Consider the following 15,723-nt stretch of genomic DNA (forward strand, 5'->3'; position numbering starts at 1 on the left):
TGTATAATCCACGGGTTAATTATAGCAAGATTTGTTGCAATATATCTCGAAATCGAGTCTTCAACTATAGGGGGCGATTGTTCAATAAGAGCAATCGCTTTTTTATTAATGGGCAGTATTTTTCAGTGAAAAATCACCAAAAAATGAGCATTTACTGTAAAATAATATTAGACCTAGAATTGTGTTAAATAAAAAGCTTAACTTAATATTTTGCCTACAACCTACAAATGTATAATAAGAAAAAGTAGGACATGTTAGTTTATTAGAATTTAATGAATGAAGGTACAGAGCGGAAAAACTATGTAGGAGTGTCCAAAATGAAAAAGAAAATAAACTATTTAACTTTACTTTTGATGATTTTTTTTATGATTGGTTGCACCAATGTCGAAGATCCAGCCACTTCAGAAGGAGAGGTGGAAATAGAAACACAAGAAGTAACCGCAGATGATGCAACGAAAGATAATGAATCAGACGGAGAAACAGATATACAAGAAGGAAATTCATCTGCTGATACCACTACTAGTGGTGAAAAAGAAGAAAGCACTGTTGTTGAGGAGGAACCCACAGAGGAAGACTCAACTGAAACACAAACACAGGATGACCTATTTTCAGGATATGAACGACTGGAAGTAGATGGTGGGGACCTCAGTGGAGATCGAGCCTCTAATGTCGTAGTAGATATAGGTTACGGAGACAGGGAGTACTGGGCCTTTACGAATGAGTACGGACAGTTAGTGAAAGTCGTGGCTGATGAAATCATTCTGCAGGACGATAGTGCGGAACCGGTCTTATCATCCGGCAGATATTTCTCAGACGAAGCAAAAGTACCTGGTGTCGAAAGTGATAAGTTAGATGAAGGACATATCATTGCCGACTCTCTAGGAGGGGTTTCTAACGCATATAATATTACCCCACAAGAAAGCACCCTGAACCGGCATGGGGATCAAGCGTACTTGGAAGATGCTATACGGAAGGCAGGGGGCGCTACAAATTTTGAAGCAATAATCACTTATCCTGATACGAAAACGCAAGTTCCTTCCGATTATCAATATACTTACACGTTACATGGTAATGAAATCATCGATACCTTCGACAATGTAAATCCAGACGAAGTGAATGAATCACTCGGACTAACTAATGACGATTCCTCCAATTCCAACGGCTCCACCGAGGAAGGGGACGTTTCTAGCGTTGATACGAATGGCAATGGTCAGGTGACGATCCAGGAAGCAAAGGATGCTGGTTTCAGTATGCCGATTACGAGTGATCATTGGTTATATCAATACATGAGAGATAATGATGGAGATGGTATGGTTGGGGAGTAAATTTTCTGGACGCTGAGAACAAATAAATGAACGCAGAACATGTCTGTTTTGCAAGTTTTATATTTATATCAATTTAGAATTCTCTGGAGTAAAGGTTGGTTTCAATAAAAATCGCCTGAAGTAATAGAGCGTGTCTTCGGATACGCTCTATTTTTTGTTTTCCTGTTCAAGCTCTTTTGACTTTCTTAACAGATATTGAAAATAACTTTCCAACTCCCGAATTTGTTCCGGCCCCATAGCCTTCCATTTTTCTAAATCGAAAAATGCAGCATCTTCAATCCCGTACTTATCCATGAGCTTATTTATTTCATTGATAGTATTGTATTCATTTTCTTTTGTTTGGTTTACTGTAGTCTCAGACCTACCTAATAAATAATCAACACTCACATCTAATGCATTAGCAAGACTAATAAGCATCTCATTTGAAGGTGTACTATAACCATTTTCGTAGTTACTAATTGTACCCTTGGTCGTTTTAATCTTATTTGCTAATTCATTTTGAGTGAGTCCCTTGGTTTTTCTAGAATATTTAAGTCTTTGTGAGAGCATTTTTAGAATCCTTTCACTTTTTTAGGTACAAGATTATTGTACCATCTTTAGAGTTATTTATTGATGTTTTTAACTAAAGTACAAGAATCTTGTTTTTATGTGTTGACATACAAGTAACTTGTACATATACTTTTAAGTACAAGTTATTCATACAAGGGAGGTGAGATAATGAAAAATAGACGTTTGAAAGAAGCAAGGATTAAAGCTAACATGAGTCAAACTCAACTCTCTGAATGTTTGGGGTATAAGGGAAAACAAAGTGTAGCTAATTGGGAAAATGGATATTCAACACCAACTCTTAAAGTAGCTATTCGTTTATCAGAACTATTGGGAAAAGATATCAGTTATTTATTCGGTCAAAAAGTACAAGAAACTCATACTTTTAGTTCTCAAGTATTAAAATAATTGAAGAAAGGAAATGATTTAATTGTTTGAAGCAAAATTACAACCTGAAGCCGATTTTAATAATAAGGTGTACGATATCTTTTATGATATTGCAAAAAAGGCTCAAGAAGATGTCCAAAGAGAAGCAGAGTTGCCATATTTATTGGACCGCACTAAGTTAGCCGAATATGTCTTTAATGTAAGTGTACAGTCATTAGACGCTCATATTCTAAAGCGAGAAGACTTTCCAAAGATTCATGTTGGAGGTAGAACACTTTATCCTAAAGATTTAGTAATGAGTTGGATTAGAGATCATGTTGAGATCTCCGAAAAAACAGCACCAGAAAGAAGCTTTGGTGTGATATAACTCTATAAATCTATCATAAATTAACCAGAATATAGCTGATGGTACAAAACAAGGGGGGAGTTCAATTAATTTTAGTAAGTCTGCAAATTATATGAGAGCAGAGAGAAAGGGTATTAATAAAACACAGCAGCAATTGGCAATTGACATGTTTCAATCTAGGGAGTATATCTCTAAGCAAGAAAGAGGAGAACGGAAGATCCCCCCTGTAACCACCAAATACTTTATCGAAAAATATAATAGTCCATGGCTAGCTCTGGAAGCTGTTAATGAATATATCGGATGGGGGATTACACAGTTAGATAGTATTCCTAGAGCCACTAACGATAAATACTTTCTCCAATTGATATTAGAGAAAGAGTTAAAGGAAGCACTTAGACGCATTGCTCAAGTGAAATGGACAGAAGACTTATATAGTATCCACTCTATGGATTTACAAGACATCCATAGGTCTGCAGATATAATGGCTAGTGTAGTTCACTTCTCTACTGTGTATCTGGCAACTTTGTGTGATGAGTACGATATAAGTTGGTTGAAAATATGGGAAAAACACCACACCTGTTTAAAATCTAAAGGCTATATCATCTGATTATCACATGTATAGAAAGAAGGTGAAATAATGCAAGGGTGGCTGAAGCTTCATCGGAAAATCCTTCATAGTGAAATTTTTGAAAATGAAAAGATGCTAAAAATCTTCATATATTGTCTTACAAAGTCAAGTCATAAAAGTACGGAATCAAGGGTGGGGAGGCAAAGTGTAAAACTGGAACCTGGACAGTTTATATTCGGTCGTAAGAAAGCTGCTTCTGAATTGAATATGAATGAGTCTACTGTTCGTGATTACTTGAAAATACTCGAAGAAGATGGAGTTATTTCTGTACAATCCACCAACAAATATAGTGTCATAACCGTTGATAACTGGGCAATTTATCAATCAAACGATGAAGAAAATGACAACAGAACAACACCATATAACCAGCAGAAGAACAACACTTTACCATCAGATAGACAGCAAAAAGACACATACAAGAATGGAAGAGAACTTAAAGAAGTTAAGAATGTAAAAGAGTTTGTTACTACTACGACTACTTCAGAACAGATGGAATGTCCCATTCAATTTTATCAAAACAACTTTGGCGTTATACGTCCTAAAATTTCAGAAGATATAGTGAGCTGGAGTGAGGACCTTGGAGAACCATTAATCTTGGAAGCTATGAGGCGTTCGTTGGACCGTAATAAACCAACGTGGGGATATGCGAAGAGTATTCTTCAGTCTTGGATCAATAAAGGCATTCGAACAATAGAAGAAGCAGAGACAGAAGAGGTGGAATATAAAAATAAAAAGAATAGAAATGGTTCAGTAACTAATAGGTCTTCCCAAAAGGAAGTAATTCCTGAATGGTTCAACAACCACGAAGAACAAAAAAAGCAGGATATAAAAAAACAACCTAGCATTGATGATACAGCTCGGACCATTGAGTTAGCGATTAAGCTAAAAAGATCGAGGGAGAATATTCTTGAATCTATTGATGATCGATATAACCTTTCTGAAGAAGATATAGCTTCTATTCGGGAAGGAAAACGCTCAGCGAAAAATATTTTATTAGAACAATTAAAGCTTAGAGTAGCTGGCGAGCCATAAACATGGGAGGTGGTAAGTTGAAAACCAATAAAAAGCACTTTGCTTACTATGATATTTCTTCACAAGCTGACAATGTAAAAACCTTTGAAGGAAAAAGGTATAATGTGCATGGCATTTGGGCGGTGGATCGCCATGGTACTGCTGAAAAGCTGTCTAGTATCTATTATCGAATTCGAACTGTTAAGGATGGTCAATTTAGAACCATTGCTAAACGTAAAAACCCTATGAGTGAACTGAAACCTGTTAAGTAAATATAACGATTTTAATACGTGCTTAGATAGCACATTTAGATCCTTGAAAACTACATATCTAAGCTAGGAAAAGAAAGGTCACAGAATTTTCCTAGCTGTTGATGAGTGTTGGGTGCGTGTTACTCGAAACGCATCTAGTGACCGGGTAAGCGTTATATCAACGATGGTTTTTCTATTTAAAGTGAGGGGACTACTGATGAAACTTTTAATATTAAGACCTAGATATATAAAGTTCTTCGTATATGCTAGAAACGTTGTGCTTTGCAGTACACTATAATCATTAGGGAATGCTGCATAGGGTTGATTGTATCTTGCCAAAAACAATCTTTAAACCATCAAGATAATCTTCCAAATCATGGATTTATATTTAAGTAGGTGTTAGAATCGTTATACAAATCACTTGAGAGGAGATTGATCTGATGGCAAAGTGTTGGATCGGTGGTTTGACTGGATTTGTTATGGTTCTAATCCTGGTTGGTTGCGGGTCACAAGGAGCCACAGGTCAAGTCGAGTCTTTATCACCAGAGGAACTAAGCGAATATATTGAAGGCAATGATGAAGCTTTTATATTACTTAATAATACGGAAGATAAAACAGAGCGAACAGATAATATTTCATTAGTTGAGAAAGAAATTGATGAAATTAGTGTAAAAGAAATTAATGCTAAGTCAGATGAAATGTTGGATAAGGATTTGAAACCTAGAGACTTAGGACTCAAGGATATTCAATTCGAGACTCTAGGTTTTTATGAAAATGGAATTTTGAAAAAGTATGTTTCTCTGAGGGATGTTGATTATTCCTCAACTGGTGAGAAAGAAGATGCATTAGAAAAATTCATAAAAAATAATTAATCGTGATAGAAGTGATCTTTTAATAGGTCGCTTCTTTTTTTATGGACGAAAACCTTGAAAGGGGGTGAATGTTAATGGGCGTTACTAATCGTGAACTTAAGCAATCAAAAGACTTAGTTCAGACGTTGCTGACCATCCAAGACATTTCTTACAATGATTGGCTTCATGAAAAGCATCAAGACTACATTCAACAAAACCAAGATGTCGTTATGAAGTCATTGCTCCATTACAAAGGGGTGGATGAAGAAAACAAGAACAAAAATATTTAATAAGGGGAGATTTTAATGAAGTACTTTGCAGATCATTCCATGCTTGCTGCCATTAGTAATTTACAATCTACTGGGGCATCAATTCTAACCGCCATGCAGCTTTTGGGTATTATCTCGGCTGCCATTGCTTTTGGTATAGGAGCCTACCATCTTATATGGGGTGGAGTTAGAGGTCGCCAAAGCTCTATCGTGTGGTTTATTGGTGGTGCCGTTGGACTTGTCGTTCTAATGGGAGCTACAGCTATCGCTGAATACATTGACAGTCAGGTGATCTTTTAAAGGAGAGTAGATTCATGAGGGTATTATTCACATCAAAAATGGATGGTGAAATTTCAAGCTTCCACCCTTATTCCTTCCAGGAAATTGTCATTTTAACGGCAGAATTGGATGCTAAATTAAAGAAGAAAAATGCAAAGCCAATTCTGCTAGATTTCATGATATTTAATGAAGAAGGAGACAAGCTGTACAACGGCTCATATGAAATGGGGAAAGAAGAGACATCCAATATTTATGACCATGTTTGTCAAAAGCTTTTACAGTTACCCATGGAAAATAAAAATGAAGAAACAAAAAGGGATGTCTTTCTTCAACAATTAACTTCTAATACACCAGCATCTTATCAAATTGATATGACAGAAGTATTGAAAGAGAAGGAAGAACAAAAGTCGAGTTGGAAGCAACTTGGTAAGCGTGGCAAAATTTTTGTGAGTGTGATCAGCACCACATTAATGGTGGCTATAGTTACATCCATTACTCTATTTATACTTCTAAGCAATCAAGGCAAAGACCTAAAAGCCACGACACAAGAGCTGGAAAAAATGGAGAATGTAAAAACGGCTTATGAAGGTTACTGGACAGGTGATCAGAAAAAAGCTGTAGATCAGTTACAAGGAATGGAAACCTTAACGGAATCGGAGCGCCAAACATTGCTTCATTTTCTTGTGGAACTTAAAAAGTATGATCAAGCTTTGCAATATGTAAGAAAGGAAAGAACTTCTTCACTGGCTGAGCAAGTCATGAAAGTTCATGGTCTGGAAGAATTGGTTTCCTTTCAAGAAGCTTATCCAAGTCCTTTGGGTGAATTTAAAATAGCCTTTCATAATGGGGAATACAAACAGGCGGTGGATATTCAAGATATGGCGATGTCTCCTGAACTGTATAAACAAAAGGGGATCGCTTATTTGAGGCTTGGTCAATTGGAAGATGCAAAAAAGATGGCCAGTGAAGCGAAAAATGATGAACTGAATAAAAAGATTAATGAGTATCAAGAAATTGAGGAACAGTTGACTAAGATAAACAGCCAAATAGAAACAGAGAAAAAGTCAGAAGATCAAAATCAATCTAAAATCGATTCGCTTAAGGAACAACAAGATGAGCTGGAGAGCCAAAAGAACAATATATAAGAGGGTGATTCATTTGAAATCAGTCATTGCTAAAAAACAGGTGCTTATTCTCCTAAGCATCTGTTTTTTTATATCCACGATGCTGGTCAGTACTTTCGTATGGAATTTGGGATATGCCATGTGGTCAACCTTAAAGACTTTCCCAGAATTCAGTGAACCAATAGAAATTAAAGCTTCATTTTTGACAGATTTTCATATGCAAGAACAACCTCTCTACTATGGAATAGCGGCCTTAATCGGCTTAGTCGGTATAGCCCACATGATTTACAAACTTAGAAGTAACTTTAAACCCGTAGGCACGGACGAAAAAGGTTCCCAGAGATTTGCAACTAGAAATGAAATTCAACAACAGTACAAGGCCATTCCTGATCGAAAGCAACCATATAAAGGTCAAGGTGGCCCTGTGTTATCTAGAAAAGGAAACAAAGCTTTTATTGATCCGTCACCTGTCAATAATTTGATTATTGGTACGACAAGGAGTGGTAAGGGTCAAACCTATGTAATACCAACAATAGATGCTTACACTCGTGCTGAAAATCAGCCTTCTTTAGTCATCAATGACCCCAAAGGGGAGTTATTTGCTTCTAGCCGGGAGACGCTGGAGAGAAGAGGATATGAGGTTGAGGTTTTAAACTTAATGAACCCAATGCAAAGCATGAGCTTTAATTTACTAGAACTGGTTAAACAATCATATAAAGATGGTGATTATTCTACAGCTCAAACGCTTTGCGAAACCATTACTCATATGCTTTATCACAATCCGAATGCTAAAGAACCTATGTGGGATGATTCAGCTAAATCACTTGTAAATGCTATGATCCTTGCGGTTACAGAGAAAAGCATAACCGAAGGGATGGAAGAAAAAATTACGATGTACACGGTCGCCAACATGCTCTCAGAGTTAGGGACCAGAAATGAAATGGATGAAGAGGGTCAAGAATACAATGCATTGGATCAATTTTTCCAAGAACTACCCCAATCACATGTAGCGAAAGGTCAATATGCAACGAGTAATTTTTCCAAAGGGAATACTCGATCAAGCATTTTTACGACAGCGATGAATGGATTGACGAAGTTTACAATGAGTGAAACAGCTAAGATGACAGCAAAAAACTCTTTAGATTTAAAAAGAGTGGGCTTCGGTCAAAGTATTAAGGGGCGAGGTGATCCTTTTTCCAAAGTGATGATATCATTCCCGGATGGATCCACTGAAGTCAATCAATCAGGTGAGAGTGGGACATGGACCATTAACTTTAAAACCTCATTAGAAGTCGGTGATCAATTAGTTATTTCTCAAAACTCGGCTCCTGGTACTTCAAAAGATAAAGAAGTTCAAAAGGATAGCTCGACGATTCGGGTTGATAAAGTAGATGAAGAAACGGGCAAGGTTTATTTTTCTTACACGTCCGCCAGCAACACTATGGAAGTGAAAGAAATTACTTACTCCACTAAGCCTATTGCAGTGTTTATGGTCACACCGGATTATGATACGTCCACTCATGCTATACCGTCTATTTTCGTTAGCCAATTGTATTATGTATTATCAAAAAATGCAGCCATTGCCAAAGGACAAAAATGCTTACGAGAAGTGGTCTTCATGTTAGATGAGTTTGGAAATATGCCTGCGATAGCAGATATGGAAAATAAAATAACGGTATGTTTGGGAAGAAACATTCGTTTCCACTTAGTTGTTCAATCCTATGCTCAATTAAAAGACTTGTATGGAGAAGATGGACAAGCGACCATCCGAGGTAACTGCGGGAATGAAATTTATATATTGAGTGCTGACTATGATTCAGCTTCCTATTTTTCTTCTAAGTTAGGAAAGAAAACGTTAAATACTCAAACGCGGTCTGGATCTACTTTTTCCCTGGATAAGTCGAAAACGGAAAGTACGGAAGGAAGAGACCTTCTAACGGCCAATGAACTGCAGGAATTAGAGGAAGGAGATACGGTAGTACGCCGAGTATTATTACGACGTGATAAGAGAGGACGAAAAATTCGTGCCTTTCCTATTTATAATACAGGAAAGTACAGTATGAAATATGCTCACACGTATCTTAGTTCAGAATTCCGTCCAGGTAGATCCATTACGGAAGAAGAGATTTCGACCCCACACCGCCATGTTCATCCAGCAGACTTAGTTATTGATTTTCAAACTGGCTATTCTAATAAAGCACAGACAGACGAGGCGGTAGAGGATATGGAAAATCACTCGCAAAATGGACCATTCAGTGATTCAGAACAATCTACGGAATGGTGGAGGAAGGAAAAAGTCGGTGAGTTCTTCGATAAAAGCACATTCTCCCTGATCCATCAACAAGTTGCTCCTCATTTAGAACACAGTGAGGAGGAAATGAATGAGGAACCTATGGAAGCTTTTCTTTATAACTTAAAGCTTTTAGGTGATCATGAAGAAATTAACCGACAAGTGTATAGTCACATTCGCAAACAAATAGATAAGTTAATTGAAGAACAGGAAACACCAGTGGAGCAGGGATGAAAAATGGAAAAATAATAAAGGTGGTGATGGAGTGTCCGATGAAGAGCTGTTAGAGATATTGTTAAGGTTTTCCGAAGTCTTATCAACGAATAATATCTTTACATCTGGGTTAAGGATCGTAGGGTGGGGAACGATATTATTCTTGAAAATGATTGTTGATGGTCTGGAAGGAATGGTTGATCAGGTCTTAACCTTAACGGATTTCTTTTCGAGCGATCCCGTGACTAACTTTCTCGAAACCATCCAGCCTGTTCTCTATATCATGCTGGCCATTTCATTGGGAATGATCGGCTTTCGATTAATCTTTAATAAAGAAAAGAATCGATCTGACATTCCAATGAACCTATTTATATCGATCATGACGATTACTCTGTTGTCTTTTGGAATGGGGAAAGTTAATGACTTTACTGGAGATGCAATGGACGTAGCGAAAGTACAAACAGATTCTTTTACCACTTCTGATCGAGTAATGGAAGACCATATTACGGATATTTCTGTCTATGATGAATATGGATGGGAAGACCCAGAAGTGGAAAACCGGCACCATGTTGCTCCTAGTAACATTGATAAAATTTCTATAAATGAGACGATGACTAAGGAATTCGAAAAAGCAAATGGAGACCAACTCACATCTAAAGGGAAAGAAATCGTAATGAATAAGGTAGGGTTAGAATCAAATGGTGAAGAAGGACTTGTTGAGTTAGGCAAGAGCGGGCTGTTTGATTTTCTTCCAGAAAATTATTACAGGTGGCATGTGGATTGGTTTACTGCCATCGTAACTCTTTCCGTGATGGCTTTTACCATGATATTAATATCGATTAAAGTAGCCAAGCTCTGTTTTGAGCTTGGCTTTAATCATATCGTGGCGCTAATTATGGCGTATTCTGATATATCCACGGGCCAGCGATTGAAAGCGATCATTAAGAATATTGGAAGCATTTTTGCTTCGCTTATCATGATTTTCTTAAGCTTACGTGTGTATATGTATTACACAACTTTTATAAATAATAATCTTGAAGGACTTGGGTATCTGATTGCTTTAACTGCAGGAAGTTTGGCTGTCATTGATGGTCCTAATATCGTGCAAAAACTCTTTGGAATAGATGCTGGATTGAAAAATGCCTGGCATGTTGCGATGGGTGGTTACCTAGCTTCTAAAACACTCGGACCTCCCGTGAAGAAAGCTGCAGGAGCTATTACAAGTGGTGGTGTATCAGCCTTGATGAATACAGGTGCCGGAACAGCTGGAGCAGTCGCTGGTATCTATGGGCGCAAAGGTGAAGGAAAAGCGCAGACAAATGGAAAAAGTGATCCGTCATCTAGTTTCTCTTCAAAAGAAGGAAATAGAATTCAAGGAAACTCGCAAAAGAAAGAGCCAAGTCCAATGACATACAATCAGAAAAGCCAAAAAGGTTCTTTGGAAGGAAAGGAAACCAGAAGATCTGAGGAAATAAATAGTCCTGCTACCCATGAAAATCAGGGGCAATCACAGCCTTCTCCGGAGAAGAGATCCTCTATGGCCTCTCTACAAGAAGGCTCCCCAGGAGGATTGGATGTCCCATCTCCAAACCACAGCTATGAGCAAACTTTATCTAATAAACCTATGAAAGAAACAAGACAAGGAAATATAGGTAGTAGTGAAAAAGGAAGCGAACGTTTAGATGCGAACGATAATGAACCTAAGGAAGAGACAGACCAAATAGCTGCAAGCACAAAAACAGAAACATCAGGTGTGAAAGCTCCAGAAAGTACAGATGACATTCCGATGCCGAATCAATATAGAACAGAGCAGCGAACGATAGGGAATTATATGAAAGATCGCCTTGGTGAGCGATTCAATCATAATCCTAAGATTCAGAGTGCAAAACGGACGTATAACTTATCTCGAAACACTACAGAGAACTGGATAAATAAAATTAAGAAACGCGGGCCTGAGTCTTAACTTGGTTCGCGTTTTTTTATGAAGGAGGGTTTTTATTGCAATACAAGATACCATCCGAAATTGGAAGTGAGTTGAAGATCAACCGTTTATTTTATCTTACAGACTTACTTGTGGTACTCATCTTAGGCGGCATAGGCTTTACATTCCGATATGTCGTTCATTCTTCATTCGTTTGGTACTATGCGATTTTTTGGATCATATTGATGGTTGCTTGGTTAATCCGCCCCAAAACGAACCCTAAACTCCGTATGGTCAAAGCCTTGTTCTTAGCTGTCACAAGGGACCGAATTGCTTATTGTGCCATCGATAAAAAAGAACGGGAGGATGGTAGGAATGGTGATCAAATATGAAGAGTTAAATGATGAAGAATATGTTTCAAAAGTTTAAGGCACTTCTTGAAGAACAGCTTGGACGAGACTTAACAAAAATAGAAGCACGGAAGATTCGGTGGTTGTCTGGATGGGAGCATGAGACGGTCGGCGTATTTTTTGACCTGATTCATGAAGTAGCAGGAAAGAAAAATGAGGGAGGACTTTAAATGAAGAAGAATAAGAAAGGCCACCCTTTCTTTAAAGAAGACAATTCCGAAAAAATGGCTCTTTTTGATGAACGAAAAACTACTGAGAAAAACAAGAAGCTGCAAAGGTCGAAAGTTAAAAAGAAAAAGAGAGAGGTGGCCATTCCGTCCATAGCTGAGGTTCTTCCCATTCAAGACATGACCGAGGAAGGATCCTTTCAATTAAAAGGAGATGGGGGCTATATGGACGTGGTACAACTTCAGAGTAAGGATATTTATTCTCCATCTACCCAGGAAACCGAATACGACATCATGAAGATGGCCAAGTTCTTTCAATCGTATGCGCCGGATATCAAGATCGTATCTATGAATTTTCCGGTTAATATGAAAAAACAACTGGATGCGATTAATTACAAGATTGCTCAAAACAAAGCTCCTCTATATGAACGCTTTTTAATTAGAAAAAGAGAGGAGCTGCATTTTTTAGAGACCTACCGGACGAATAGAGAATTTTATTTATATATTTACGCGACTAGCCTTAAACAGCTTGCTGAGTATAGAAACAATTGTCGGCGTTATCTTGGGCGAGTCGCTCCGGTCATTGAGTTAACCGATGAAAAGAAGCTTGATTTGCTCTATAAGCTAAACAATCAAAATTCTAAATTAGAAAAGAGGGGTTAAGGAATGTTCTCATTTTTAAAGAAGAAAAGTGATGCCGAAGAAACACAAGAAAAAGGATATAACCCTTTCTTACTGGCCCATATTCAACCGCAAGGAGGAATTAAATTTCACGAAACCTTCACCCGGAAAGGAGACGGTTATGAAGTTTGTGTCCATGTCTATTCCTTCCCTAAAAATGTTTCAGATTTTTGGTTAGAGCCTATTTTCAATATGGAGAATGTCATTACTACGATGGATATTGTCTCTGACGATCGTTACAAAGTTCGAGATGGTTTGAACAAAGGGATGGCTGAACAGAGTTCCAGAATGATTAATGAAAAAGATAATGCAGGAATCATAGAAGCGCAAAATAACTACGATGATTTGCGGCAGCTGTACAATCAGGTGTCTGAAGAAGGAGAGATCGTTAAACGTGTTCACCTTAGGCATTATGTAAGTGCACCAACAAGAGAAGAGCTGGAAGACAAAGTGAAAGTCGTCTTATCGACTTTACAGGACGAGAATTTTCGAGGATCTATCTTCTTAAACGAACAGGAATTCGAATGGAAATCACTACTCACGAATTATACAGAACAATCCACTTATCGAAACAAAAGGGAAGGTCATCCGATACCCGCATTAGGGTTAGCTGGTGGCTTTCCTTTTCATTTTACTAGCTTAAACGATCCTTACGGTACATTCTATGGAACGACACTCACAGGAGGAAACGTCGTCTTTGATCTTTTTCATAGAGATCAGCAGCGTAAAAGTTATAACGGAGTCATGGTAGGAGCGATGGGGGCAGGAAAATCTACTACTCTTAAGAAGATCATGCTGGATAATGCGATTAAAGGATATAAGGTCCGGACGTTTGATGTCACAGGAGAATTTGTGGAGTTAACGGAAGCTTTAGGTGGGAAGCAGATTGCTCTCGATGGTTCAGATGGGGTCATCAACCCTTTGCAGGTGTATCGAACGGCAGAGGACGAATATACGTCCTTTACTCAGCATTTATCCAAATTGACGACATTCTATAAATTCTTAGCACCTGAAGCGAATGATAGTGAACTAAAAGAATATGAAAATCTATTAAGAAAGCTCTATGAAAAGCTTGGCTTATGGAACGATGATTCAAATTCAAATATAACCGAACTTTCTGTCCATGAGTACCCTATCTTCACCGATTTTCTTGCCTTTATCGAAGAACAACTCTATGAAAATATCAAGGAAGGGAAGCAAAAGGAGAAGTTGAGTCAGGAAAGGAAACGACGCCTGGAAAGCATCGAATTAAACATTCGTAACCTTGTAGAGACTTACGCGCATCTCTTCAATGGAGTATCAACCATCGAACACTTTGATGAGCAACAGGTCGTTACGTTTACCCTTAGGGGCCTATCGCAAATGAGGGCAGAGGTTTTCCAAGCGCAATTGTTTAATGTACTCAACCTCCTGTGGGACTCCATGCTAACGAACGGTTCACCTCAGTTTGATGCTTATAATCGAGGAGAATTAGCTTTTGAAGACGCTGTACGATATCTCATCTTGATGGATGAAGCTCACCACATCATTAATACAAAGAAGAAAAGTGAGAGTGCTCTTGATTTTCTTACAAAGTTTAGCCGAGAGGCCAGGAAGTATTTTGGTGCTCTTCTCTATGCCAGTCACACCATCCGTGATTTTGTTCCTGAGGGTTCGGATCAGAGTATGGTAGAGGAAATCAAGAAGCTTTTTGAACTGACCCAATACAAAATTATTATGCAGCAAGATAGTAACAACTTAGAGATGATGCAGCAAATATTCATGGGGCAGTTAAGCCAAAGTGAATTAAAAGATATCCCTTACCTACAAACAGGGGAGACGATGTTAAGCATCCGTGCGGTTGAAAACATTCGTTTCAAGGTAGAGGTATCGGACGAAGAATTAGCCTTGTTTGGAGGAGGTGCATAAGGATGCCTTGGTCCCTCCTCCTGGGGTTAGTCCCTCGGAAAGTATGGCTTTGGTTGATTGGTATTCTGGTAGCTCTTTTCCTTCTACAAATGCTTTTGTATGCTTCAGTCATTACAGGGTTGATCGGTTATCAAAAGTCTTCCTCCAGTGAGGACGTGAGGTCCATTGATGTGGTAAATGGAACAGCGCAAGTTTCAGCCGCACTAGAAGAGTACCGTCCTTTGTTTGAAGAATATGCTGAAAAGTATGGGGTGTCCAAGTATGTGGAGCTTCTCTTGGCCAAAACGATGCAGGAATCTGGTGGACGTCTGGATGATGTGATGCAAGCAAGTGAGTCTCTCGGTCTACCTCCAAACACGATAGAGGATCCTGAAAGAAGTATTAATGTCGGGATCCGATACTTCTCTGAAATGCTGGATAAAGCAGGGGGAGATATTAAGCTAACCCTCCAAGCTTATAACTTCGGTGGAGGGTTTATTGATTACGCAAACGAACACAACAATGGAGAATACAGCAAAGAGTTAGCGATCGAATTTTCAAGAATGAAGTACCAGAAATTGAAGCATACAGGCATGTATACCTGCATTAGACCTGAGTCGGCAGAAACAGGAGCTTGTTATGGGGATATTGGTTATGTTGAGGCTGTTTTAAGTTACCTTAAAGGCGGAGTTATTGAAGCAGATTTACAACCAACAGGAGATTGGGTTATGCCCGTTGAAGGAGCACTCACACAAACATCTAATTACGGAATGCGCTCAGATCCCTTTGATGGTACACCGGACATGCATAGAGGTATTGATTTTGCTTGTACGAACGCCGTAACGCCTATTCAAAGCGTAGATAACGGTCAAGTGGTTGAAGTGGTAAGAAAAAACTCTGGATATGGAAATAACGTTCTTGTGAAACATGATGAGGGACTTTATAGTCACTATGCTCATTTGTATACGATAAGTGTACAAAACGGGGAGATGATTCAAAAAGGAACAAAAGTAGGCAAGTGTGGTTCGACAGGAAACTCTACAGGTCCCCATCTACATTTTGAAGTTCGGACCAAAAAACAGTATCGTTCTGATGTGAATCCTGCCCCTTATCTTGGGCTCTAAGAAAGGAGAACGT

Annotated in this window: 18 protein-coding genes; 17 read left to right on the top strand and 1 reads right to left on the bottom strand. The window is 38.4% G+C overall.

The features are described 5' to 3' along the window. Positions 1–317 precede the first annotated feature (317 nt). A complete protein-coding gene (locus ACJA3J_RS02500) occupies positions 318–1,325 on the top strand; it encodes a DNA/RNA non-specific endonuclease (protein ID WP_406945425.1) in 1,008 nt (335 codons plus the stop codon). Between the two features lie 147 nt (positions 1,326–1,472). Here ACJA3J_RS02500 and ACJA3J_RS02505 read toward each other — a convergent pair whose 3' ends face one another. Continuing rightward, on the bottom strand, positions 1,473–1,874 hold the full coding sequence (locus tag ACJA3J_RS02505) for a helix-turn-helix domain-containing protein (protein WP_153464115.1): 402 nt from the start codon (positions 1,872–1,874) through the stop codon (positions 1,473–1,475). Positions 1,875–2,042: 168 nt separating this feature from the next. Here ACJA3J_RS02505 and ACJA3J_RS02510 point away from each other — a divergent pair, with 168 nt between their 5' ends. The 16 genes from ACJA3J_RS02510 to ACJA3J_RS02585 all read left to right on the top strand — a co-directional run bounded on the left by ACJA3J_RS02510 (position 2,043) and on the right by ACJA3J_RS02585 (position 15,710). Then, positions 2,043–2,279, top strand: a complete 237-nt coding sequence (locus tag ACJA3J_RS02510) for a helix-turn-helix transcriptional regulator (RefSeq protein ID WP_153464118.1) — start codon at positions 2,043–2,045, stop codon at positions 2,277–2,279. A gap of 22 nt (positions 2,280–2,301) precedes the next feature. Next, entirely contained in the window at positions 2,302–2,625 is a 324-nt protein-coding gene (locus ACJA3J_RS02515; RefSeq protein ID WP_153464123.1) for a DNA-binding protein, read from the top strand. A gap of 91 nt (positions 2,626–2,716) precedes the next feature. Beyond that, positions 2,717–3,211, top strand: coding sequence for an XRE family transcriptional regulator (locus ACJA3J_RS02520; protein ID WP_153464127.1), 495 nt, complete (start codon positions 2,717–2,719; stop codon positions 3,209–3,211). A 30-nt stretch (positions 3,212–3,241) separates the two neighbouring features. After that, on the top strand, positions 3,242–4,264 hold the full coding sequence (locus tag ACJA3J_RS02525) for a DnaD domain-containing protein (protein ID WP_153464130.1): 1,023 nt from the start codon (positions 3,242–3,244) through the stop codon (positions 4,262–4,264). Positions 4,265–4,281: 17 nt separating this feature from the next. After that, positions 4,282–4,515, top strand: coding sequence for a hypothetical protein (locus ACJA3J_RS02530; RefSeq protein WP_237648674.1), 234 nt, complete (start codon positions 4,282–4,284; stop codon positions 4,513–4,515). A gap of 419 nt (positions 4,516–4,934) precedes the next feature. Beyond that, positions 4,935–5,366, top strand: a complete 432-nt coding sequence (locus ACJA3J_RS02535) for a hypothetical protein (RefSeq protein ID WP_153464137.1) — start codon at positions 4,935–4,937, stop codon at positions 5,364–5,366. A gap of 74 nt (positions 5,367–5,440) precedes the next feature. Beyond that, positions 5,441–5,635 carry a hypothetical protein gene (locus tag ACJA3J_RS02540; RefSeq protein WP_153464141.1) on the top strand — a complete coding sequence of 65 codons (195 nt, stop codon included), beginning with the start codon at positions 5,441–5,443 and terminating at the stop codon, positions 5,633–5,635. Between the two features lie 15 nt (positions 5,636–5,650). After that, positions 5,651–5,914, top strand: a complete 264-nt coding sequence (locus ACJA3J_RS02545; RefSeq protein WP_035541924.1) for a hypothetical protein — start codon at positions 5,651–5,653, stop codon at positions 5,912–5,914. 14 nt (positions 5,915–5,928) lie between these two features. Further along, a complete protein-coding gene (locus ACJA3J_RS02550) occupies positions 5,929–7,038 on the top strand; it encodes a hypothetical protein (protein ID WP_153464146.1) in 1,110 nt (369 codons plus the stop codon). Positions 7,039–7,051: 13 nt separating this feature from the next. Then, positions 7,052–9,541, top strand: coding sequence for a VirD4-like conjugal transfer protein, CD1115 family (locus ACJA3J_RS02555; RefSeq protein ID WP_406945426.1), 2,490 nt, complete (start codon positions 7,052–7,054; stop codon positions 9,539–9,541). Between the two features lie 31 nt (positions 9,542–9,572). Then, positions 9,573–11,483, top strand: coding sequence for a pLS20_p028 family conjugation system transmembrane protein (locus tag ACJA3J_RS02560; RefSeq protein WP_153464154.1), 1,911 nt, complete (start codon positions 9,573–9,575; stop codon positions 11,481–11,483). 35 nt (positions 11,484–11,518) lie between these two features. After that, positions 11,519–11,833, top strand: coding sequence for a DUF5592 family protein (locus ACJA3J_RS02565; RefSeq protein WP_153464159.1), 315 nt, complete (start codon positions 11,519–11,521; stop codon positions 11,831–11,833). Positions 11,834–11,844: 11 nt separating this feature from the next. Then, positions 11,845–12,021, top strand: a complete 177-nt coding sequence (locus ACJA3J_RS02570; protein ID WP_153464161.1) for a hypothetical protein — start codon at positions 11,845–11,847, stop codon at positions 12,019–12,021. Continuing rightward, positions 12,022–12,681 (top strand): hypothetical protein, encoded by a 660-nt coding sequence (locus tag ACJA3J_RS02575; RefSeq protein ID WP_153464164.1) that lies wholly within the window; start codon positions 12,022–12,024, stop codon positions 12,679–12,681. It begins immediately after the preceding gene. Between the two features lie 3 nt (positions 12,682–12,684). Beyond that, on the top strand, positions 12,685–14,607 hold the full coding sequence (locus ACJA3J_RS02580) for a VirB4 family type IV secretion system protein (protein WP_153464167.1): 1,923 nt from the start codon (positions 12,685–12,687) through the stop codon (positions 14,605–14,607). A gap of 2 nt (positions 14,608–14,609) precedes the next feature. After that, a complete protein-coding gene (locus ACJA3J_RS02585) occupies positions 14,610–15,710 on the top strand; it encodes a lysozyme family protein (protein ID WP_153464169.1) in 1,101 nt (366 codons plus the stop codon). The last annotated feature ends 13 nt before the right edge of the window (positions 15,711–15,723 follow it).

This window comes from Halobacillus sp. SY10 (genome assembly GCF_045401165.1).
GTDB lineage: Bacteria > Bacillota > Bacilli > Bacillales > Halobacillaceae > Halobacillus > Halobacillus aidingensis.